Source organism: Faecalibacterium sp. OF03-6AC (genome assembly GCF_003478175.1).
In the GTDB taxonomy this organism is placed as follows: Bacteria; Bacillota; Clostridia; order Oscillospirales; family Ruminococcaceae; genus Faecalibacterium; species Faecalibacterium taiwanense.
Window position 1 is genome coordinate 424 of sequence record NZ_QUEN01000007.1, and the last position, 22603, is coordinate 23026.

A 22603-nucleotide genomic window follows, 5' to 3' on the forward strand; every position below is an offset into this window, starting at 1 on the left:
AAGCCTTATTTTTTAGAAGCTTTTGAACTTTCTGAACTTGGCCCGCTAAGAAGTTTCTCAGAACAAACCGGAACTTTTCAGCGTCTATTGGTTCTTTTCATGGGCTTCCTGCTGAGGCTTTGGAAGTCATTCTTTTACCTCAGCGCTTGGCGCTCAAGTATAATACCATACCCCCGCCTTCTTGTCAACACTTTTTGACAACTTTTTTCCATTCTTTTTTGCGCACGACCGGAAACGGCATCTGACCGTGAGGTATATGCGCCGCAGCTGCTTTGGTACAGCTTGGCACAAATGCCTTTTCTTTTTGCTTATATAATGTATTATAAGCTTTCGCCGTATAATATTTTGCGATATTACACCTCGGAAACGGGTGTGCGTTGTCAAGAGGTCTTGGCTCAGATTTTATCCTGAAAATTATCCATGAATTTTGGCTAAAACTCCAAAACGCAAAATGTAGTGGTATTTTCCTTGACTTGCCACTAGATAGTGATAGAATAGAGCTATATTCAGTTTGTTGGATATCGTGTGCGCAAAACGGGTATCTCTTATTGTAAGAGATACCCGTTCACACTGTGCTTTATTTGTTAAGGAGGAGAGCCGATGAAGATCATCAAACGCAACGGTGCAGAGGTCCCCTTTGATATCACCAAAATCATCACCGCTGTTACCAAGGCCAGCGATTCTGTGAGCGGCCAGAGCCGTCTAACCAAGGACCAGATCACCCAAATTGCCGCTGCTGTTACCGACCAGTGTCAGGCGCTGAACCGCGCCGTCAGCGTGGAAGAAGTGCAGGATATGGTGGAGAACCAGCTCATGGACATCAAGGCACATGATGTGGCCCGGCACTACATCACCTACCGCTATGTGCAGAGCCTGAAGCGCCAGACCAACACCACCGATGAGCGCATCCTGAGCCTGATCGAGTGCCAGAACGAAGAGGTCAAGCAGGAGAACGCCAACAAGAACCCCACCGTGAACAGCGTACAGCGCGACTATATGGCCGGTGAGATCTCCAAAGATCTGACCGCCCGTCTGCTGCTGGACCCGGAGATCGTCAAGGCCCATCAGGAGGGTTTGATCCATTTCCACGATTCCGACTACTTTGCCCAGCACATGCACAACTGCGATCTGGTGAATCTGGAGGACATGCTGCAGAACGGCACCGTCATTTCCGGCACCTATATTGAAAAGCCTCACAGCTTCTCCACCGCCTGCAACATCGCCACCCAGATCATTGCACAGGTGGCATCCAACCAGTACGGCGGCCAGAGCATCAGCCTGACCCACCTCGCCCCCTTTGTGGATGTCTCCCGCAAGAAGATCGCCGCTGAGGTAGAAGTGGAAATGGCCGGTCTGGACGTTTCTGCCGAGCGCAAGAAGGAAATCGTAGAGCGCCGCCTGCGCAGCGAGATCAACCGCGGTGTGCAGACCATCCAGTATCAGGTGGTCACGCTGATGACCACCAATGGTCAGGCCCCCTTTATCACCGTGTTCATGTATCTGGGTGAGGCGCGCAATCCGCAGGAGAAGGCAGACCTTGCCATCATCATTGAGGAGACCATCCGCCAGCGCTATCAGGGCGTGAAGAACGAGGCCGGTGTGTGGATCACCCCCGCCTTCCCCAAGCTGATCTATGTGCTGGAAGAGGACAACATCCGCCCCGGCACTCCCTACTATTATCTGACCGAGCTGGCCGCAAAGTGCACCGCAAAGCGCATGGTGCCCGACTATATCTCCGAGAAGAAGATGCTGGAGCTCAAGGTGGACAAAAACGGCGAAGGCCACTGCTACACCTGCATGGGCTGCCGCAGTTTCCTGACCCCCTATGTGGACCCCGAGACCGGCAAGCCCAAATACTACGGTCGGTTCAATCAGGGCGTTGTCACCATCAATCTGGTGGATGTGGCACTCTCCTCCAAGGGCAACTTTGAGAAGTTCTGGAAGATCTTCGACGAGCGTCTGGCCCTGTGCCACCGCGCACTGCAGGCACGGCACAAGCGACTGCTGGGCACTCCCAGCGATGCCGCTCCCATTCTGTGGCAGTATGGTGCACTGGCTCGCCTGAAAAAGGGGGAAAAGATCGACAAGCTGCTGTTCGGCGGCTACTCCACCATCAGTCTGGGCTATGCCGGTCTGTATGAGTGCGTGAAGTATATGACCGGCAAGAGCCACACCGATGCCGGTGCAAAGCCCTTTGCTTTGAGCGTGATGCAGCACATGAACGACAAGTGCAACGCATGGAAAAAGGCCGAGAACATCGACTACTCCCTCTACGGCACCCCGCTGGAATCCACCACCTACAAGTTCGCCAAGTGCCTGCAGAAGCGGTTTGGCATCGTGCCCGGGATTACCGACAAGAACTATATCACCAACAGCTACCATGTGCATGTGTCGGAGCAGATCGATGCCTTCACCAAGCTGAAGTTTGAATCCGACTTCCAGCGCCTGTCCCCGGGCGGTGCCATCAGCTATGTGGAAGTGCCCAACATGCAGGACAATCTGGAAGCCGTCATGAGCGTGCTGCAGTTCATCTACGACAACATCATGTATGCGGAGTTGAACACCAAGTCGGATTACTGTCAGGTGTGCGGCTATGACGGCGAGATCAAGATCGTGGAGGATGACGGCAAGCTGGTGTGGGAGTGCCCCAAGTGCGGCAACCGCGACCAGAACAAGCTGAACGTTGCCCGCCGCACCTGTGGCTATATCGGCACCCAATTCTGGAATCAGGGCCGCACGCAGGAGATCAAGGACCGCGTGCTGCATCTGTAATTTTTGCATAAAGGAAAGCGCCCTCGCCCTCTCAGTCAAAACCTTGCGGTTTTGCCAGCTCCCCCAAAGTGGGAGCCTTTGGCAGTACGGCAAACTTTGCCGATTTGCCAAGGCCTCTCCCTTTGGGAGAGGTGGCACCGCAGGTGACGGAGAGGGCGAGCCAGCTTGAAATGAAGCTATGAACTATGCAACCATCAAATACTATGACATTGCCAACGGCCCGGGGGTGCGCACCAGCGTGTTCGTGTCTGGCTGCCGCCACCACTGCCCGGGGTGCTTCAACGCCGTGGCGTGGGACTTTGACTATGGCCAGCCCTTCGACAAACCCACCCGCAACGAAGTGTTTGCATCCTGCCAGCCGGACTATATCGCGGGCCTATCGCTGCTGGGCGGCGAACCCATGGAGCCGGAAAATCAGCGGGAGCTGCTGCCCTTCGTGCGCAACTTCAAGGCCCTGTACCCGAATAAAACGGTATGGTGCTATTCCGGCTACACCTGGGAACAGCTGACTGGCAAAGAGCCAAGCCTTGCCCGGTGTGAAGCCACCGACGAGCTGCTGAGCCTGCTGGATGTGCTGGTGGACGGCGAGTTCGTGCAGGCAAAGCACGATATCTCCCTGCGGTTCCGCGGCAGCAGCAACCAGCGTCTGCTGGATGTGAAAAAGACCCTTGCCGCCGGGGAGCCCGTGTGGTGGGAGGACGAAAAGGTGTTCGCCACCCATACTATGGAAAAATAAACATAACAGAAAAGATGTGCCATAATTACTCGTGATGAATTCAGTTGCCCTAAATTCACACGAGCAGGGACACGACCAACTGGATTTGAACAACGAATACATACAGGAGGTTTTCGCATGAACAAACTGCTTTCCTGCCGCTACAATATGGACACCAACCGGGTGGAAGCCCGGTTCGCAGATGGCACTACCCTTTCCATTGATTGTATCGCCATTGAGGACGAGTACGGCAACACTCCGGCACAGCGGGCAGAACTGGACTGGCTACTATACAACAAGCCCTTGGAGTACGCCCAGCTTGTGCTGGGTGGTGAAATCGAGCATTACCTATCACTTGGCTGTGACCATGGCAGATTAAAAGATTGATCTTTAATTAAAATATCCAAACCAAAACAACAGTCCTCTACTTGCAATTGTTGCAAATAGAGGACTGTTAGTCATTAGCGATTCAAGTTGTCAAGATAATAAATTCAAACTATGTAAAAAAAGTCCTATCCTTCAACGCTCTCTGACATTATCGATTCATATAGAGATGTACTCAACGTCTCTATATCATCGGAAAGAGGTTTTCCAAGATTGTAAATAAAACTTTGAAACAGTTCAATGGTCTGTTCACTAAATGCCGGACGTGACTCAACATTCTTCGATATTTCAATCAATTTGTTGGCAATATCGTTAAAATGAGGAATTTCATCATAGGATGTTACTTGAAGCAAAACGCTAAGTTCATCTGCATGCTCTTTGGTCTCGCCCAAATCAATGGGGTCGGAATAGTACAAGTCTGAAAAAAGCATGGACATCAAAACAGATACTTGTGTATCGATCTGTTCTTGGTTGAATTGAAGCTTTTGGTAATCTTTGTACATATTGCTAAATTTCATTCCACATAGAATTATAAGCACTGCAACGACACCTATAAAACCATAACGAACAATCCTTACTTTCATTGACGGCCTCATTTATACACCTCCGTTTTTTTGCTCCTAACAAGAGCCTTTGTATAATCAACGCAATTCGCATTCGCTTCGTTTCAATTTTCAGGAGAAATTTTTTCAAATTTTCCATCTTTGTAAGTTCAGACAAAAAGAAAGCCGGACATTTGTGTACTCTCACAAATGTCCGGCTTTCTTAACGGATACCTTCCGCAATTTTCATAATCTCATCGTATGGAATGTTTCCCATAACGGTATGTGTAATCCCCTGATATTCCCAACTTAGAGTATAAACATTCTTTCCATGTTCATCCGTACTAGTTCCAAGTACGCCATCTGCTTCTCCGACCTTTACGGTTTCGTACACTGTATGCTCATTATCAAATAGATGCCGATTCACTCCCGCCCGCCTGATAAGACGAGCGGTTATTTTTTACCCATTGACCCAACAGGTACACCGGAAAATCAGCCTTCGCCGTGGTTTTCGGCTTTTTGCAAACGGATTTCAGGTGTGTGCAGGGTCACTTTTTCAAAATAAAGGAGATTTTTCTATGGAATTCTTTAACAGCGCAGTGGACGTTCTGAAGACTCTGGTTGTGGCATTGGGTGCCGGTCTGGGCGTGTGGGGTGCCGTCAACCTGATGGAGGGTTACGGCGGCGATAACCCCTCCGCAAATGCTCATGTGCCATAAAGAAACACGCAAGAATTTGATTGACAGCATCCACTATTCCATAGCAACAGCGAGTTGCTTGTTAAAATAAGGTTTGCAGTTTTATAATAAATAATAACATATTCCTTAGGAGGGACAGACATGGAAACACGAGATATTCTCAAGAATTTGCGTGAAAAAAATAAACTTACAAAAAGTCATTTGAACGGTACTACAAAATGAGAAAAAGCGCTTGACTCTACATCTGTTGTAGATATTATAATATTGGTAGTTTAACAAAAAAGAAGGATTAGGCAATATGGAAAAAAACCTTACTACCGGCAGTGTGTTCAAAAATGTTGTATTATTCTCATTGCCGTATCTGCTCTCGTATTTTCTTCAAACGCTCTATGGCATGGCTGACCTATTAATCATCGGACAGTTCGAGGGTGTAGCCAGTACTACCGCTGTTTCTATCGGCTCACAAGTGATGCACATGCTTACGGTTATGATTGTAGGGTTATCGATGGGAACAACCGTCAGCGTCGGCCAGGCGGTGGGGGCAGGAGATCGAAAACAGGCAGCGCATAACATCGGGAATACGGTAATATTGTTTCTGGTGGTTTCCATTGCACTTACGGCCATCCTGTTATCCCTTGTTCATCCCATTGTCGTTGCCATATCTACGCCAACGGATGCGGTGAGTGGTACGGTCACCTATTTGACCATCTGCTTTATCGGGATTCCGTTTATTACATCCTACAACATTATCAGTTCTATTTTTCGAGGGTTGGGCGACAGCAAAAGCCCGATGTGCTTTATTGCCACAGCCTGTGCTGCCAACATCGCTTTAGACTATCTTTTTATGGGTGTGCTGCACCTTGGGCCTGCGGGCGCAGCCCTTGGTACAACTCTCTCTCAGGCAATCAGTGTAGTTGTTTCCCTGACCGTTATTTTGAAACGCAGGAGCATCGTTCTGAAAAAAAGCGACTTCAAGCCTTGCCGTGCGGTCATGGGGAAAATTTTGGGGATCGGCATCCCGATTGCGTTTCAGGACGGCCTGATTCAAGTTGCTTTTATTATTATCACGATTATTGCCAATCAGCGTGGACTGAATGACGCAGCGGCAGTCGGGATTGTGGAGAAAGTGATCAGTTTTCTCTTTTTGGTCCCCTCCTCTATGCTGTCTACCGTTTCTGCCTTGGGAGCGCAAAATATCGGTGCGGGCAAACCGGAGCGGGCCATTCAAACGCTGCGCTATGCGGTGATGCTCGCCGCAGGCTTTGGCGTGCTTGCTTCTATCGCGATCCAGTTTACAGCGGAAGGCATCGTTTCGCTGTTCACTGATCCCAGCACTGCGGACGGAGCGGCGGTGGTCCGTTTCGGCGGCCAGTATCTGCGTGGTTACATTTTTGACTGTATTTTTGCTGGCATTCATTTTAGTTTTAGCGGCTTTTTTTGCGCATGCAGGAAATCCGGCCTGTCGTTTTTACACAATATTCTCGCCATTGTATTGATGCGTGTGCCTGGCGTTTATGTGACCTCAAAATTATTCCCGGCAACGCTTCTCCCGATGGGACTGGCTACCGCGGCAGGCTCACTGCTATCGGTCGTGATCTGCCTAATCGCCTTTGGAGTCATACGGCGCAAATCAACGCTTGTTCTGGTGGAGGAGTAAGATATGGATCGGAAAAATCTTTTCCCAATAGGTGAAGTGTCAAAATTGTTTCATATCAGTGTTAGTAGTTTGCGGCACTATGAACATATCGGTTTGCTTACACCAGAATACATTTCCTCAGATTCTGGCTATCGTTACTATGGCACCGAACAATTTGAAGTACTCAACACAATCAGGTATTTGCGGGCATTGGATATGCCTTTGGCCGAGATTGAGGACTTTCTCAAAAATAAGGATATCAGCCGTATTGAGGAAAAGTTGTTACAGCAAAAGCATGCAGTCCTGAAAAAGCAACAAGAATTACAACGTATAGAACAAAAGATTAATCACCGCTTAAATTGGCTGCGAGACGCACAAAGTGTGCCTTTGGATACCGTTTCCTTAATAGAGCTTCCGTCCTGTCGCATTGTTTGGGTAGATGCTCCACTGAAAGTAGATGGCTCTCTTGATATGGAAGTGCCGATTAGAAAGCTGGATCAATCTGATGCCGAAGCCGTTGTATTTCTTGGAAAGGTCGGACTTGGCATTTCCGCGGAACATTTGCAGCAATCAATAGTAAATCGTTATGACAGCATTTTTCTAATACTGGATCAAGAGGACATTTATACAGGTGAAACCATTACTCTTCCCAAAACACTTTGTGTACGGCTGCGTTTTCGAGGCAGTCATATAGAAGCTCCAGCGCACTATGAAAAGCTCCTTGACTACATCACAAAAGAACAGATACAGATTGTTGGCTTTTCGCGAGAAATCACGCTCATAGACTATGGCATTACTAATGACAGTGAAAAATTTGTGACTGAAATATGTATTCCGGTCAAGTGCAGATAAGAAGGGCATAAAATGAGATTTGTTGTTAAAAAAGAAATTTTTGAAGAACTGCCGAGTGCCTGTTTTGGTGTTGTTATGGCAAAAGGCATTGATAATAATAACGCATACCCAGAGATTGAACAATTTTTAGATGAAAGTATCCAAGCTGCAATGCAGCGTTTTGAGGGAAGAAAAGTCAAGGAAGATCCGGATATTTTACCATATCGAGAAGCATTCCGAGCCTTGAATATCCTATCCAATATCGTACTGAATGAATTGGACTGATGGGTGGCCTCCCCATGGGAGAACATGCCCACTCACTACGAGTACAAAACCAGACAGAATTTCTCATGTGCCATAAAGTAACACAAAAAACAACAGACAGCCGCCACAATTCCGTAATGATTGATGCTTGACAGACTCCTTCAAGTTCGCTATAATAATAAACGCAAAACTTTAGTGGACTTTTCCGGATTCGGTCATCTTTTTGCCACACAGCTATCTTGTGATAGTTGTGTGGCTTTTTTGTTGCCTGTATCTCAGAAGTATTAGCAGAATGGAGGACTATATCTGTATGGGAAAAAATTTTTTTGTCTCTTATCAAGACGTGCCGTAGTGTACGGGCTTATAAATCGGAATCGGTCCCTTCCAAGGCTTTGGACGCTGTACTGGAAGCAGGGACTTATCCGGCCCAGGAAGTCGGTCAGCCCGCAGCACGCAAACAAAACTATATTGTTCGGACAATTTGTGGAGAAGAGGGAAAGCATGCAGACCAATAACAAAATGGCGGTCGCGCCCGTTGGAAAGCTCATCTGGCAAATGTCGATACCGCCGCTGATTTCCATGTTCCTGCAATATTCCTATAACCTGATAGACAGCGCGTTTGTGGCACGGTTGAGTGAGAATGCACTGATCGCTGTTTCTCTGGCATTCCCGATTACAACATTGATGAATGCGGCGTCTATCTGGATCGGTGTCGGCGTGAATGTGCTGATAGCAGGATATCTTGGACAGAAAAAGCAGGATGATGCAAATACAACCGTCACACATGGATTGTTACTGGCCTTTGGAATTGGTGCTTTGCTCAATCTTCTGGCATTACTGATTATGAAACCCTATTTTCGGGCATTCACCAATAATGAAGAAATTTATCAGCTGAGCATCGCCTATATGAGTGTGTGCTCCTTCATGCAAATTCCCAATATGGTGCATATCGCCATCCAGAAGATGATACAGGCCACCGGGAACATGGTCGCTCCCATGTGGTTCCAGATTGCAGGAGTGGTCGTTAATTTTGTATTTGACCCACTCCTAATTTTTGGCATTGGTGTTTTCCCACCTATGGGAATCCGCGGCGCTGCGGTGGCTACTGTTGCGGGCTATTCAGTATCCATGATTTTGGCATTTGCTTTGCTGCTGGGCAAAAAGCAGAAAGTGCAGGTAAAAATCAAAGGCTTTCATTTGCAAAAGCAGATGATCCGCCGTATTTTTGCCTTTGGCCTGCCATCTTTTATTATGAACGCCCTCAGTTCGTTTATGGTGACGTTCGTCAATCTGTTCCTGGTGGCGTATTCCGATACGGCGATTGCTTTCTTCGGTGCGTATTTTAAGGTGCAGCAGCTGATCGTTATGACAGTAAACGGCTTGATTCAGGGCTGTTTGCCTATTATGCGGTTTAACTACGGCGCAGGCAACAGCGAACGGCTGCATTCCGCTTTCCGATATGGAACTGTTTTGGTCACCGGCATGATGATACTGGGGACGTTGGCTGTCCTCCTCTTTCCGACGCAGATCCTGGGATTGTTTACGGCGTCGGAAGCTATGCGTTCCTTTGGCATCTCCGCCATGCGGATCATGGCGGCAAGCTATCTGTTTTGCGGTCTCTCTACTATGGTTTCCACCTATTTTCAGGCTACGGAAAAAGTAAGTTCCAGCATGGCAATCCAATTATGCAGGCAGATGCTTTTCCTTGTTCCCGCCTTATGGTGTCTGGACAAATTGTTCCATCTGAACGGAATCTGGCTTGCATTTCCGGTTGCCGAAACTGCCACTTTGCTCGTTGCTCTCGTGATGATGGCATGGCATCGCCGCAAAAATATCTCATAACGTGTTCCAGGGAGGAAAAATGATGAACGACACTTTCATGAAAGAGAAACCGGTATTACCGCTGATTTTACTATACAACAAGCCCTTGGAGTACGCCCAGCTTGTGCTGGGTGGTGAAATCGAGCATTACCTATCACTTGGCTGTGACCATGGCAGATTAAAAGATTGATCTTTAATTAAAATATCCAAACCAAAACAACAGTCCTCTACTTGCAATTGTTGCAAATAGAGGACTGTTAGTCATTAGCGATTCAAGTTGTCAAGATAATAAATTCAAACTATGTAAAAAAAGTCCTATCCTTCAACGCTCTCTGACATTATCGATTCATATAGAGATGTACTCAACGTCTCTATATCATCGGAAAGAGGTTTTCCAAGATTGTAAATAGATAATGTACCTCCAATTTTTTGCTCCCAATAGGAGCTTTTGCTTAGTCAACGTAATTCGCCTTGTGTTTGTGACAGCTTTTTTGAAAAATTTTCTAGGTTTTGTTGTATTTGTATACTTATACAAAAAAACTCCATGCTATTTATGAGTTCCAACAAATAACATGGAGTTTCATATTAAAATACGTTTTCAGCGATTTTCACGATCTCATCTCGTGAGATGTTTCCCATAATCGTATTTGAAACGCCTCCTTGCTCCCAGCTTAAAATATAAACAGTGTCTCCGTTTTCTCCTACGCTCGTTCCCAAAGTTGCGTCTGCATCTCCAACTTTTACATTCTCATAAGTTGTATGCTCATTGTCAAACGAGGACTGTTGCCCCGGCTGTATAATGGAGCAGCGAACAGTATATCCTTTGCCGCTTTCTTTTGACGAGTAAACGTGCAAAAAGTTTTCTGCGCTTTCAAATTCCTGCTCACGATCTCGTTCAAATCCGTCCGGCACATAATGATCGCTGTATCCATCTGGCAATCGCTCCAGCGGCTCGCCATCCACTTGATACGTCAACTGCATCTCAATGGGCAGAAATTTTTGAATCATCGTATAGACTGCTTTACGGAAATCTGCGCTGACCGCAAGCGCGCCAATGGCTAGCAACACCAGCGTCAATGCTGTAACCAGCAGTTGTTTCAGCACTGGACGATGCTTTTTCTTCTGTTGTAAGGCTGCTGCCATTCGTTCGTCCCATCGGGAGGTATCCGGGTAGCGTTCTTTAAGCTGTGCCGAAGTTGGCAGCTCGTCCAGTTCTTTCTGTGCATCTGCACGGAGTGCCATCATCAAAGCTGCATCAAAAGAGATCTCTGTCCGCTCACTCACGGCTGTTCAGCTCCTTCCACAATAGTTTTCTTCCACGGAAAAGCCGCATCCGAACCACTTCATCCGTCAGTCCAAGCGATTCGGCAATCTCCCGGTTGGTGTAGCCCATTGCCAAAAGGCGAAGAGGATCACGGTACATCGGTTTCATCTGTCTAATCAGTTCTGTCAGATGTTGGATGTTATCAGTACTGACTGCTGCATCATCCGGCACCGGGGCTCCATCTGGTGCGTCCGGGATTTCTTCCAGCAGTTCTTCCCGCTGCTTGCGAAGCATATCGTAAGCACGGCTTCTACTACAACTAACGAGATAAGCAGCGAGTTCGTGACAGTTTTCTCGATGAATTTTAGAAAAATTTTTGGCAACGTACAAAAACACCTCTTGCAGTACATCTTCTGCCAGATACGAATCGCCCATAATTTTGTAAGCGGTATGGTAGACCAGCCGTTTGTAGGTATTATATACATCTATAAATTGCTCTTCTTTGCTTTGATCGTCAAGAACAGCTAAGTACAGGGAAAGCAACCCAACCACCTCCAACTGATTCGTGTGGATTGGATGTAGTGTACCATGAACCAGCAAAAATGTCGAATATTATAACTCAAAATTGCGGAAGTCTTTTTGAGTTTTTCTCGAATCATGTCAAGAGGGCTGGCATCGTCCAGCCCTCTCTCTTTTTGCCAAAGTTTTTGATGCATTTTCTTGCATTCTGCCGAAAGTAACGTATTCTCGGATTTTTTTGTTGACAAAGCTCGATTTTTGTGGTAATCTATCCCAACAATTTAATATAACATATTTACTTAGAGTTCCAGCTCGGCTCCCGAAGGAGCCGGAGCAAGTTTTTGACTTTCTTATCGCTACATAACGAACCCGAACCAAGGCCATCCCGGAAGGGATGGTCAGGTTCAGGTTGTTGTGTGGCGATTTTTTATTGCCAAATCTGGCACTGGACCTTGAAAACCGCATGACCGTCTGCATGGGATACCCGGCAATGACCCCCAAGTGGGAGAGCCGGAAAACGCCGCTGGAAGGGGGCAGGAAATCCACGCAGGGAGAACGGCACCCCCAATATCAACTGGTCAAAATGGCCAGTTGATCTGGTGAATGACACAAAGCGTCATTCACCAGATCAACCTTATGCGTCACGGATGACCTCGACTTAACATTATGTCAAGCCACGGTGAAAAGTGCTGGGTTACGAAAACCGCAAATCACCACTCAGCCATAACAGAGAAGGTTTAGTTGGTGATCATTTTGATCACCAACCAGACAATCGTAACGCTTTATTGTGTAAAAGTGGTGGTTCCCATTTTGATAACCACCATATATCCGTAACAGCCAAAGGAGGATACCTATGACAACAGAACAATGGGAACGTGAAAATCAGGACACCCTGATGGAATATTTCATTGATGGCGACCCCAGTGTGCGCAGAATCCAATGTGAATATTGCCGCAAGGTCATCTACACCCAGACCCGAAACCGCAAATATTGCAGCTTTCAGACCTGCGGCCACAAGATGCTGAATCTGCGGAAAAGCCTTAAAAAGCGTGCCGAACGTGGAACGTATACCTGCGCTTGCTGTGGGGAGCAGTTCTTGCCGATCCGGGCAGATGCCAGATATTGCAGCAATGGCTGTCGGCAGAAAGGCTACCGCCAGCGTAAAGCGAATGCCGGATAAGTATTGATGCTGCTTTTATTTAGTAAAGTGGCACTTCCCATTTTGGGAAGTACCAAAATACCGTAACGCCTAATTGCTCACTCCCAAATCCCCACAGTGGGAATTTGGGCTGTCCTCTGAAATCAAGTTCCGCTTTCCGTAACTTGATTTTAGCCGTAACGAAGCCACCGGAGTTATCATTTTGAAAACTTCGGTTTTTCTGTAACACGCCACCCCGCTCCGTAAAAATCAGGTGATCAAAATGAGCACTTGATTCTACCTGTAACGCCTCAAGGTCGTTGAAAATCAGGTGCCGCCATCCGGCACTTGATTTCACCCGTAACGGATTCAGTGGGTCAAAATGGCCCACTGAAAAAGCCGGACGAGCTGGTGGGCAGGGATTCGCAAATCTTTGACCGCCAGCTTGCCAAAATCAACGGGCCAAAATGGCCCGTTGAAGGGAGTCAAGGGGGAACGCCTTGCCCAGTGATATGATGCCGTGCGTCATATCCTACTGGGTATTATCTGGCGCACCGCGGGCGGCAGATTCAGCAGCAAAGTTGCTGCGCACCCACCCCACCAAGACGTTGAAATGGAGGGATCGACATTGTAAAGCCTGTGGGCTGGCCCCGTTCCGGTAAAACGCTGAACGACACGGACATGAAGTATATCCTGCGGAGGATGGAGAAATACGGCATTTCCAGCGAAAAGAAAATCGAATCTGCCATCCGCATTGTTGCCAACGAGAACCGCTATCACCCCATCCGGGATTACCTGAACGGTCTGCAATGGGACGGCACAGAACGGATCTCCCACGTCCTATACCATTTTCTCGGTGCTGCGGAGGATGAGTACACTTGCGAAGCCATGAAGATCTTCCTGCTGGGAGCCATCAAGCGGGTATTCCAGCCGGGATGTAAATTTGAGACCATGCTCTGTCTGGTAGGCGGGCAGGGGTGCGGGTCGCCAGTGGCGACCTCAAAATGCTGTAAGCATTTTGAAGCACCGACCGAGCCGACAGGCGAGACCGGGGAAGTCTACCTTCTTCCGTCTGCTGGCAGTCAAGGACGAGTGGTTCTCGGACGACCTGCGGCGGCTGGACGACGACAATGTGTACCGAAAGCTGCAAGGCCACTGGATCATCGAAATGTCGGAGATGATCGCCACCGCCAATGCCAAGAGTATCGAGGAGATCAAAAGTTTTCTTAGTAAACAGAAGGAAACCTATAAAGTCCCCTACGAGACCCATCCTGCCGACCGTCTGCGCCAGTGCATCTTTGCTGGCACGACCAATCGGCAGGATTTTTTGCCCCGTGACCGCACGGGCAACCGCCGCTTTATCCCCATCCCGGTGGATGCGGAACTGGCTGAGACCCACATTTTGGACAACGAGGAGGAATCTCGCGCCTATATCAATCAGCTCTGGGCAGAAGCCATGACGATTTACAACAGCGGCGACTACAGGTTGGCGTTCAGCCACGCCATGCAGGAAACGTTGCAAGCCCATCAACAGGACTTCATGCAGGAGGACGCGCAGGCGGGCATGATCTATGCCTTTCTGGAGGACTACACGGGTGACCGGGTGTGTTCCAAGCAGCTCTATGCGGAGGCACTGGGCAACACCAACATCCCGGCAGAGTGGGAGACCCGCGCTATCTGCGAGATCATGAACACAGGAATTTCGCGCGGCGATATCCAAGGCTGGCAGGCGCACAAGATCGCCAAGCGTTACCCGAAGTACGGCGTTCAGAAAGGCTGGGAGCGCGTAACCAGCCCCGAAACCGGGGCCGAAGATTTCTCCGAAATAACAGACGCGGAGGCCAAGCAGATGGGCTTCCCCTTCTGATGGACAACGGTTACACGTCTGGTTACAGATTCGGTTACGTTCCAGTTACAGTGCAAAAGCCGCATGGCTGCTGCGTTTTCCTCTTTCTGTAACCATGTAACCTTAAAAGAATAAGAAAAAATATAAAGTGCATCGGACGCCTGCGTGCAGAAAAAGAGAGTTTTCCTGCCCGGTTACAGGCGTTCGGTTACAAGGAATTGGAGGTCTGCCTATGAGCAATACGCCTGCGCACACCACGAAGCAGCAGACGAAGAAGAAATTTATTGTTTCCCGTGAGTTTTCTGGAAACCAATCTATGAAAGAAGCCTTTGAACAGCTTATCGAGCGTCAGACGCACTCGCAGTTCGAGGAATGGCTTGAAAGAAAAGCCGGATAAACCCAATTTGACCGTTGAAAGGCTCGCAGGGACATGGTATTATAATGGTGTCGTGTCCCTGCTCATAGAATAGGAGAAAGAACTATGAGCAGAAAGAAACAGAATATCCAGAAAACCACAGCCCTCTATTGCCGTCTTTCCTTGGAAGATGGGCGCGAGAATGAGAGCATGAGCATCAGCAACCAGAAGTTGATGCTGAAAGACTTTGCGGAAAAGAACGGAATGTTCCGCTACGAATACTATGTGGACGATGGCTACACTGGGCGTAATTTCAATCGTCCGGCGTTCCAGCGGATGATTGCCGACATTGAAGCCGGAAAAATCGACTGTGTTATCACGAAAGACCTTTCCCGTCTTGGCCGCAACTATATCGAAGCTGGCAGTTATATCGAGATTTTCTTTCCTAAGCACCATGTCCGGTATATCGCCATCACGGACGGTGTGGACAGTCTGACCCGGCAGGAAATGGACATTACCCCGTTCAAGAACATCTTGAACGATATGTACAGCCGTGATATTTCCAAGAAAGTTCTGGCTGGCGTTATGACCCGTTCCCGGCAGGGCAAGTTCTGCGGCGGCACTCCGCCCTATGGTTTGATGCGTGACCCGAAAGACAACGGACATCTTATCATCGACCCGGATGCAGCACCCGTTATCCGCAAAATTTACGACTACGCCCTTGACGGGATGGGCAATATGAGAATTGCCAAGAAGCTGCTGGAAGAGAAAATCCCCATTACCCGTGTGAAAGCAAATACAGCACTGGATGCCAACTACTACACATGGGGTACAGCAAGAATCGGCCACATCCTCCGTAACCCGTTTTACAAGGGCGCACACCTTGTGTGCCGGACACACCAAACGGGCATCCGTTCCGGTTCGTTCAAGTTCATCCCCCGTGAGGAATGGGAAATTATCGAAAATTGCCATGAAGCAATTGTGACCCCGGAAGAATGGGCGAAGGTACAAGAACTGATCGACCGCCGCCCGACCATTATGACGGGCAATGACTGCCCATACTACAACATCTTCCACGGCATCATTTACTGCGCCACCTGTGGGAAATCCATGCAGGCACGGTATGAAAAAGTCGGCAGAAAGGATGTCAACCGAACTACCAAGAAGAAGCGTGAACCCATCGACAAAGCATTTTTTACCTGTCAGACCTATAACCGAATCGGCTGCAAAGTATGTTCCAGCCACAAAATCGAAGCCCGTGACCTGCATGAGCTGGTTCTGAATGATATTCAAGAGTTGGCTGCACAGGCCATGAAAGATTCGGATGCTTTTTATCAGCGGTTGAGCCGCCGCATGGAGAACCAATACCGCACGGATACTTCTGCGGTTCGGACAGAGATTCGCCGTTTGGAAGAACGGAATCAGGAAATTGATGATGTGTTTCTGAATCTTTACACGGATAAGAGCAAAGGCATCATCTCGGAACAGCGTTTTCTGAAACTGACGGATGCTATGGAACAGGAGCAGAACAGCAACAAGGCGCGTTTAAGCGAATTGAATCTTCTTCTGCACCAGTCGGATGAACAGGAAAGCGATGTTCATGCCTTTATCGAGGAAATCCGCAAGTATGCCGCCATCAAGGAGCTGGACGAAGTTGTACTGAACCGTCTTATCAAGAAAATCATGATTGGCGAGGTTCAGAAGGTCGATGGGCAGAAAATTCAGGAAGTCAAAATCATCTACAATTTTGTTGGAGAAATTTCCGCCTAATCTAAAATTGAAAATTCGCACGATATAACATTGATTATAGTGACCCTTCTCGTTTTTTTGACGAGAAGGGTCTTTTCTTTTGCGAATTCATCACTTGACTTTACGGCAGGGAGCGTCCGGTTTTCCACTTCCTGAACGGAACGTGTGGAAAACTGGACGCTTTCTTTTTTTGTTTTACTCTCTGCTGCCCACGGCATCCTCGATGATGCGCAGGAAGGCATTGCCGTAGCGGGCGGCTTTCTTCTCGCCCACACCGCTGATATTCAGCAGTTCATCGGTGCTCAGCGGCTTCTTCTCCACCATTTCCCGCAGGGTGGCATCGCTGAACACCATAAAGGCCGGGATATTCTGCTTTCCGGCCAGCCGCTTGCGCTGCGCATAGAGGGCATTCAGCAGCTTTTCGTCAAACTCGCTCAGCTCGCCTGCCACCGCCTTTGTGCGGCGCGGCTTCTCGGTCAGGCGGCGGGCATTATCCGCCGCGCGCCGCCGGGAATACTCCACCTGCAGCTGCGCTTCCTGCTCTGCGGCCAGACAGCAGGAGCAGCTGCCGCATTTCTTTGGTGCAGCTTCGCCGAAGTAATGCAGCAGAAAGCCACGCAGACAGTCCTGCGTGGTGGAATAAAATGTCATGTACTTGAGCCGTTCCTCGGCCTTGCGGGCAGCTTCGGCCTTTACATCGGCGGGCAGGCCGTTGTCTGCCTCCATCTCCTTTTCAATAAAGAAGCGGATGGTGCGCACATCGGTGCCGGAATAGAGCAGCGTGCACCGCGCAGGCTGTCCATCGCGGCCTGCACGGCCTGCTTCCTGATAATAACTTTCCACATCCTTGGGCATATTGTAGTGGATCACGAATCGTACGTTGGGCTTGTCGATGCCCATGCCGAAGGCATTGGTGGCTACCATGATCTGCACCCGGTCATAGAGGAAATCGTCCTGATTCTTCCGCCGGGTCTCCGCATCCAGCTTAGCGTGGTAGGCAGCGGCGCGGATGCCGCGGCTCTGCAGCAGACGGGCAGTCTCATCCACCTGCTTTGTGGTGCTGCAGTAGACGATGCCCGCGTTGTCGCCCTCTTTCAGCACAAGGTCCAGCAGCTCCTTCGGCTTCTGGCTGGGCAGAGCGCGCCGGGTCTCAAAATAGAGGTTGGGACGGTCAAAGCTGGTGGTCACCTCATAGGGCTTCTGCAAGGCCAGCTGTTCCCGGATATCGTCCCGCACATGGGCGGTGGCCGTGGCCGTGAACGCGCCCACCACCGGACGGCTGGGCAGGCTGTCCACAAAGGCTTTGATGCGCAGGTAGCTGGGCCGGAAGTCCTGTCCCCACTGGCTGATGCAGTGGGCCTCGTCCACCGTCACCATGCTGATCTCCCGCTCCTGTGCAAACCGCTGGAAGCCTGGCATCTCCAGCCGTTCCGGTGCCACATAGATGATCTTGTACCAGCCCTCCCGGGCGCGGTGCAGCATCAGGGCCTTCTGGTTGTCGGTGAGGCTGTTGTTCAGAAACGCCGCCGCCACGCCCGCCTGCACCAGCGCCCCCACCTGATCCTTCATCAGGCTGACCAGCGGCGACACCACGATGGTAATGCCCGGTAGCAGCAGCGCCGGCACCTGATAGCAGATGGATTTACCCGCACCGGTGGGCATCACGGCCAGCACATCCTGCCCGGCCAGCAGGCGGCTGACGATTTCCTCCTGCCCGGGGCGGAAGCTGTCGTAGCCGAATACCTTTTTTAAGATCGAGTGCGGGTTTTCCATGGGTCCCTCCGTATCATAGAATAGGTTTTTTCTGCGCAATGTCTTCAAAACCCTATCAGTATACCACAAAAGCCGGGCTTTTGCGCAGGTGCAGAGCCGTTTTTTCGGCAAAAAGCACGAAATGTCAAAAGGATTTTTTTACAAACGATAGCTTTTCAGGTGCGAAAATGATATAATAGGAGCACATAACTCCATGTCCGGCGGTTTTTTGTGCGCCGACTATTGATAGAAAAAGGAGCAATCATCTTATGCAGCAGAAACTCATCACCTTTGCCGTTCCGTGCTACAACTCGGCGGCATATATGCGTCATTGTGTCGAGACCCTGCTTTCTGCCGGAGAGCAGGCCGAGATCATTCTGGTGGACGACGGTTCCGTAAAGGACGACACCCCGGCCATCTGTGATGAATATGCCGCCAAGTACCCCACCATCGTCAAGGCCATCCATCAGGAAAACGGCGGCCACGGCGAGGGTGTGAATCAGGGCATCCGCAACGCCACCGGTCTGTACTACAAAGTCGTGGACAGTGACGACTGGCTGGACATCGATGCCCTCAAAAAGGTGCTTGCCAAGCTGACCACTCTGGTGGCCCGCGGCACCGCGCCGGACATGATGATCTGCAACTATGTGTACGAGCATGTGGAGGACAACACCACCCTGACCGTGCGCTACACCAACGTGTTCCCTCAGAACCGCCTGTTCAACTGGACCCATGTGGGCCACTTCCGCCCGGATCAGAACATCCTGATGCACTCGGTGATGTATCGCACCGAGGTGCTGCGCAAGTGCGGCATGGTGCTGCCCAAGCACACCTTCTATGTGGACAACATTTTTGTCTACCAGCCCCTGCCCTATGTCAAGAGCATGTACTACATGGATCTGGATCTGTACCGCTACTTCATCGGCCGTGCCGACCAGAGCGTGAACGAGAGCATCATGGTCAAGCGGGTGGATCAGCAGCTGCGGGTCACCAAACACATGATCGACTGTCAGGATCTGGATGAACTGAAGGATCAGAAACGTCTGCACGCCTACATGGTGCACTATCTGTCCGTGATGATGGCCGTGAGTGACATCTTCCTGCTGCTGGACGGCAGCGACGAGGCAAAGGCCAAGCGCACCGGGCTGTGGCAGTACCTCAAGGATCACGTAAGCACCGGCGTTTACCGCGCCGTGCGCTACAATCTGGGCGGTCTGACCGACCTGAAGTTCCCCGGCGGCGACAAGCTCACGCTGGGCGTGTACCGCCAGCTGCGCAAGATCTTCAAGTTCAACTGATTCTTTGGAATTTACTCCTTCCGTCACGTCTTACGCCGTGCCCGTTCCCTCAAAGAGGAGGTGGCATCGCACAGCGATGACGGAAGGAGTTTCTTTTTGTCACACGGCAAAAAATCTTTGCCAAAATGCCGTATTCCGGTTGCTTTTTGTCTGGGCGGATAGTATACTGGACGTGTATGCGTTTTTTCTGGCTGCGCTGCGTTTCCCCTTTTCATTCTTCCCTTTCGCACGCAGCCGCTGTATTTTTTATAAGGAGGAATGGGCACCGCCTGCGGTTTTGTGCGGTTCCCACACAACCAAATATGGAGCAAATGCTGATCTGTCTGTCCCTTGCGCTGATCGCGGGCCTGCTGATGTCTCGCGCGGCAAAGGCATTCAACCTGCCGGCCGTCACCTCGTATCTGCTGGCCGGTCTGCTGCTTGGCCCCTTCTTTCTGGGGCGGCTGGGCCTGAGCGGGCTGGGCTTCGGCTTTGGCAGCCTTGCTCAGGTGGAGGGCTACAGCATCCTCACACAGGTGGCGCTGGGCTTCATCGCCTTTGTCATCGGCAACGAGTTCCGGCTCAGCGCCCTCAAACGGATGGGTCGGCAGGCCGTTGCGGTGGGCATTGCGCAGGCTGCCATCACCACGGCACTGGTGGATGCGGCGCTGATCTTGCTGCATTTCCTGCATCCGGGTGTGATCTCTCTGGCATCGGCCATTACGCTGGGTTCCATTGCCGCCGCCACCGCGCCTGCCGCCACCCTGATGGTGGTCAAGCAGTACAAGGCTTCCGGCCCGCTGACCCACCTGCTGCTGATGGTGGTTGCCATCGATGATGCTGTGGGTCTGGTGCTGTTCTCGGCCTCCTACGGTGTGGCAAACGCTCTGGAGCAGGGCCGCATCGACCCGCTAAGTGTCATTGTGGAGCCGCTGCTGGAGATCCTGCTCTCGCTGGCGCTGGGCGCTGCCGCCGGTTATCTGCTGAACCTGCTGGAAGTCTACTTTCACTCCCGTTCCAAGCGCATGAGCCTCTCGGTGGCTTTTGTGCTGCTGACGGTAGGCATTTCCATGACCGAATTCGAGCTGGGCGGCACCCGCTGCGGCTTCTCCCTGTTGCTGGTGTGCATGATGACCGGCACCGTGTTCTGCAACATCTGCCCCACCTCGGAGGAGCTGATGGATCGTCTGGACCGCTGGGTATCCCCCATCAACATCCTGTTTTTTGTGCTGTCCGGCGCAGAGCTGGACCTGACCATCCTCGCCGATCCCTTTGTGCTGCTCATCGGCGTGGTGTATATCGTTGCCCGCTCTGCCGGTAAGATCGCTGGCTCCTACGCCAGCAGCCGCGCGGCCCGCTGCAGTGATAATATCCAGAAGTACCTCGGCATCACCCTGCTGCCGCAGGCCGGTGTGGCACTGGGCATGGCTGCCACAGCCGCCCAGCTCTCGGACGGCCACATGGTGCGCAACGTGGTGCTGTTCTCGGTGCTGGTGTATGAGCTGGTAGGCCCCACGCTGACCAAGATCGCACTGACTGCCGCTGGAGAGATCCGTCCCGAGGGACGCACCAGCGCCCGTGTGGAGAACAAGCCGGAAGAAGTTGCATAAAAGGGTGTTTTTTTGTCGAAATGTCACGCAATCATTGACGAACGCTGTTATTTTTTGTATACTGAGCATATCGAGATTGGAACAATTTTCCTGTTGTGTCATGGATTGGCTGCTGCAGGAAAATGAATGAAGGAGATTGGTATACTATGAAAAGTACCGGTATCGTCCGCGGCATCGACGCGCTGGGCCGCATCGTTCTGCCCAAGGAGCTGCGCACCAATATGCATCTGGACACTGACACCAAGCTGGAGATCTTTGTGGATGGCGACTCCATCGTGCTCAAAAAGCATCGGCCCGCCGGCAGCTGCGATTTCTGCGGCGAGGTGGATGAGTCTTCGGTGCAGTTTGCGGGCTACTGCATCTGCCCGGCCTGCCGCCGCAAGATCGGTGCACTGTAAAACACACAAAAAGGAGGCTCTGCTATGAGCCAGATGATCGATTTCACCGTCCCGTCCACTGTGCCGGGGCGGACTTTGCATGCCTTCCGCTGTGTGCCGGAGGGTGAAGTAAAGGCGGTTCTGCAGCTGTCCCACGGCATGGTGGAATTTATTGACCGCTACAAGCCGCTGGCGGAATATCTGACCGGGCGGGGCATCCTTGTTACCGGCCACGACCATTTGGGCCACGGCGGCTCCATCCGCACCAAAGCGGACTACGGCTACTTTGCCGAGCCGGACGGCAACCGCGCCGTTCTGGACGACCTGCACGCCATGACCGTGCGCACCAAAGAGCTGTACCCGGGCGTGCCTTATTTTCTGCTGGGGCACAGCATGGGTTCCTTTTATGCCCGGCAGTATTTGTGCGAATACGGCCATGAGCTGGATGGAACCATCATCATGGGCACCGGCTTCCAGCCCAAAGCGCTGGTACAGTTTGCCAAGACCCTCTGCCGGGTGCTGGCGGTCTTTCATGGCTGGCAGTACCGCAGCAAGTTCGTGGCCAACATGTCCTTTATGGGCTACAACAAAGGGCTGGAGGGCCGCACCACCCACGACTGGCTCAACCGCGATCAGGCCGAGGTGGACAAATATCTGGCCGACGAACGCTGCACCTTTACCTTTACGCTGAACGCCTACTACAGCATGTTCAGCGGCATCCTGCGCCTGCACGACCCGGCCTTCCTTGCAAAAATGCCCAAAGACCTGCCGCTGCTCTTCCTTGCCGGTGATGCCGACCCGGTGGGCGAACAGGGCAAGGGCGTGCAGCGCGCCATCCAGAGCCTGAAAGATGCCGGTGTGCAGAACATTGAATGCAAGCTGTACCCCGGTGCCCGGCATGAACTGCTGGTGGAAACGAACCATCAGGAAGTGTTTGAAGATATCGGCAGCTGGCTGGAAAAGCACCTGGCCTGATCTGCCGCATCCGTTTTACCGTCATTCTGAGGAATGGCGGTATTTTTTGCCCTAATGGCTGGCGGCGCTTTTGTCAGC

22 protein-coding genes and 2 pseudogenes are annotated in these 22603 nt (G+C 50.8%); 19 read left to right on the forward strand and 5 right to left on the reverse strand.

Annotated features, from left to right (window positions below; genetic code table 11):
* The 4 genes from DXA66_RS14470 to DXA66_RS09130 form a co-directional block, all read left to right on the forward strand.
* A partial coding sequence (locus tag DXA66_RS14470; RefSeq protein WP_207664067.1) for a hypothetical protein occupies positions 1–198 on the forward strand: 198 nt, incomplete at its 5' end.
* A gap of 402 nt (positions 199–600) precedes the next feature.
* A complete protein-coding gene (gene nrdD, locus DXA66_RS09120) occupies positions 601–2772 on the forward strand; it encodes an anaerobic ribonucleoside-triphosphate reductase (RefSeq protein WP_118528344.1) in 2172 nt (723 codons plus the stop codon).
* A gap of 178 nt (positions 2773–2950) precedes the next feature.
* On the forward strand, positions 2951–3508 hold the full coding sequence (gene nrdG, locus DXA66_RS09125) for an anaerobic ribonucleoside-triphosphate reductase activating protein (RefSeq protein ID WP_118528346.1): 558 nt from the start codon (positions 2951–2953) through the stop codon (positions 3506–3508).
* Positions 3509–3625: 117 nt separating this feature from the next.
* On the forward strand, positions 3626–3874 hold the full coding sequence (locus tag DXA66_RS09130) for a DUF6061 family protein (protein WP_118528348.1): 249 nt from the start codon (positions 3626–3628) through the stop codon (positions 3872–3874).
* Between the two features lie 125 nt (positions 3875–3999).
* Here DXA66_RS09130 and DXA66_RS09135 read toward each other — a convergent pair whose 3' ends face one another.
* A complete protein-coding gene (locus tag DXA66_RS09135) occupies positions 4000–4455 on the reverse strand; it encodes a hypothetical protein (RefSeq protein ID WP_147365169.1) in 456 nt (151 codons plus the stop codon).
* A gap of 181 nt (positions 4456–4636) precedes the next feature.
* Complete coding sequence (locus DXA66_RS09145; RefSeq protein ID WP_256372188.1) at positions 4637–4840, reverse strand: DUF4367 domain-containing protein; 204 nt, start codon at positions 4838–4840, stop codon at positions 4637–4639.
* 151 nt (positions 4841–4991) lie between these two features.
* Here DXA66_RS09145 and DXA66_RS09150 point away from each other — a divergent pair, with 151 nt between their 5' ends.
* The 6 genes and pseudogenes from DXA66_RS09150 to DXA66_RS14295 all read left to right on the forward strand — a co-directional run.
* The gene (locus tag DXA66_RS09150) at positions 4992–5132 is read left to right on the forward strand and encodes a Maff2 family mobile element protein (RefSeq protein ID WP_118528354.1); all 141 of its coding nucleotides are present in this window, start codon (positions 4992–4994) and stop codon (positions 5130–5132) included.
* Between the two features lie 277 nt (positions 5133–5409).
* On the forward strand, positions 5410–6768 hold the full coding sequence (locus DXA66_RS09155) for an MATE family efflux transporter (protein ID WP_118528356.1): 1359 nt from the start codon (positions 5410–5412) through the stop codon (positions 6766–6768).
* A gap of 3 nt (positions 6769–6771) precedes the next feature.
* Positions 6772–7599 (forward strand): MerR family transcriptional regulator, encoded by an 828-nt coding sequence (locus tag DXA66_RS09160; RefSeq protein WP_118528358.1) that lies wholly within the window; start codon positions 6772–6774, stop codon positions 7597–7599.
* A gap of 12 nt (positions 7600–7611) precedes the next feature.
* Positions 7612–7863 carry a hypothetical protein gene (locus tag DXA66_RS14405; protein WP_165852921.1) on the forward strand — a complete coding sequence of 84 codons (252 nt, stop codon included), beginning with the start codon at positions 7612–7614 and terminating at the stop codon, positions 7861–7863.
* Between the two features lie 480 nt (positions 7864–8343).
* A complete protein-coding gene (locus DXA66_RS09170; protein WP_118528360.1) occupies positions 8344–9684 on the forward strand; it encodes an MATE family efflux transporter in 1341 nt (446 codons plus the stop codon).
* A 67-nt stretch (positions 9685–9751) separates the two neighbouring features.
* A pseudogene (locus DXA66_RS14295) lies at positions 9752–9853 on the forward strand (DUF6061 family protein); the annotation flags it as partial.
* Between the two features lie 395 nt (positions 9854–10248).
* Here DXA66_RS14295 and DXA66_RS09175 read toward each other — a convergent pair.
* A complete protein-coding gene (locus DXA66_RS09175) occupies positions 10249–10947 on the reverse strand; it encodes a DUF4367 domain-containing protein (RefSeq protein WP_118528362.1) in 699 nt (232 codons plus the stop codon).
* Positions 10940–11479 carry an RNA polymerase sigma factor gene (locus DXA66_RS09180; protein ID WP_243089077.1) on the reverse strand — a complete coding sequence of 180 codons (540 nt, stop codon included), beginning with the start codon at positions 11477–11479 and terminating at the stop codon, positions 10940–10942. Before DXA66_RS09180 ends, DXA66_RS09175 begins: the two co-directional genes overlap by 8 nt.
* 397 nt (positions 11480–11876) lie before the next feature.
* Here DXA66_RS09180 and DXA66_RS14300 point away from each other — a divergent pair, with 397 nt between their 5' ends.
* The 5 genes and pseudogenes from DXA66_RS14300 to DXA66_RS09200 all read left to right on the forward strand — a co-directional run bounded on the left by DXA66_RS14300 (position 11877) and on the right by DXA66_RS09200 (position 16555).
* A complete protein-coding gene (locus DXA66_RS14300; RefSeq protein WP_158576366.1) occupies positions 11877–12041 on the forward strand; it encodes a hypothetical protein in 165 nt (54 codons plus the stop codon).
* Positions 12042–12299: 258 nt separating this feature from the next.
* Positions 12300–12626 carry a hypothetical protein gene (locus DXA66_RS09190; RefSeq protein WP_118528368.1) on the forward strand — a complete coding sequence of 109 codons (327 nt, stop codon included), beginning with the start codon at positions 12300–12302 and terminating at the stop codon, positions 12624–12626.
* 639 nt (positions 12627–13265) lie between these two features.
* A pseudogene (locus tag DXA66_RS09195) lies at positions 13266–14451 on the forward strand (VapE domain-containing protein).
* 211 nt (positions 14452–14662) lie between these two features.
* A complete protein-coding gene (locus DXA66_RS14410; protein ID WP_165852955.1) occupies positions 14663–14827 on the forward strand; it encodes a hypothetical protein in 165 nt (54 codons plus the stop codon).
* Positions 14828–14911: 84 nt separating this feature from the next.
* Entirely contained in the window at positions 14912–16555 is a 1644-nt protein-coding gene (locus DXA66_RS09200; RefSeq protein ID WP_118528370.1) for a recombinase family protein, read from the forward strand.
* Positions 16556–16729: 174 nt separating this feature from the next.
* Here DXA66_RS09200 and DXA66_RS09205 read toward each other — a convergent pair whose 3' ends face one another.
* Positions 16730–18307 carry a RecQ family ATP-dependent DNA helicase gene (locus tag DXA66_RS09205; protein WP_118528372.1) on the reverse strand — a complete coding sequence of 526 codons (1578 nt, stop codon included), beginning with the start codon at positions 18305–18307 and terminating at the stop codon, positions 16730–16732.
* 248 nt (positions 18308–18555) lie between these two features.
* On the opposite strand from DXA66_RS09205, the gene DXA66_RS09210 reads away from it, so the two are divergent.
* From DXA66_RS09210 to DXA66_RS09225, 4 genes are all read left to right on the forward strand, one after another.
* A complete protein-coding gene (locus DXA66_RS09210; RefSeq protein WP_118528374.1) occupies positions 18556–19584 on the forward strand; it encodes a glycosyltransferase family 2 protein in 1029 nt (342 codons plus the stop codon).
* Positions 19585–19895: 311 nt separating this feature from the next.
* Entirely contained in the window at positions 19896–21173 is a 1278-nt protein-coding gene (locus DXA66_RS09215; RefSeq protein ID WP_243089078.1) for a cation:proton antiporter, read from the forward strand.
* 146 nt (positions 21174–21319) lie between these two features.
* Complete coding sequence (locus DXA66_RS09220; RefSeq protein ID WP_118528378.1) at positions 21320–21571, forward strand: AbrB/MazE/SpoVT family DNA-binding domain-containing protein; 252 nt, start codon at positions 21320–21322, stop codon at positions 21569–21571.
* A gap of 24 nt (positions 21572–21595) precedes the next feature.
* Complete coding sequence (locus DXA66_RS09225) at positions 21596–22525, forward strand: alpha/beta fold hydrolase (protein ID WP_118528380.1); 930 nt, start codon at positions 21596–21598, stop codon at positions 22523–22525.
* Positions 22526–22603: the final 78 nt, after the last annotated feature.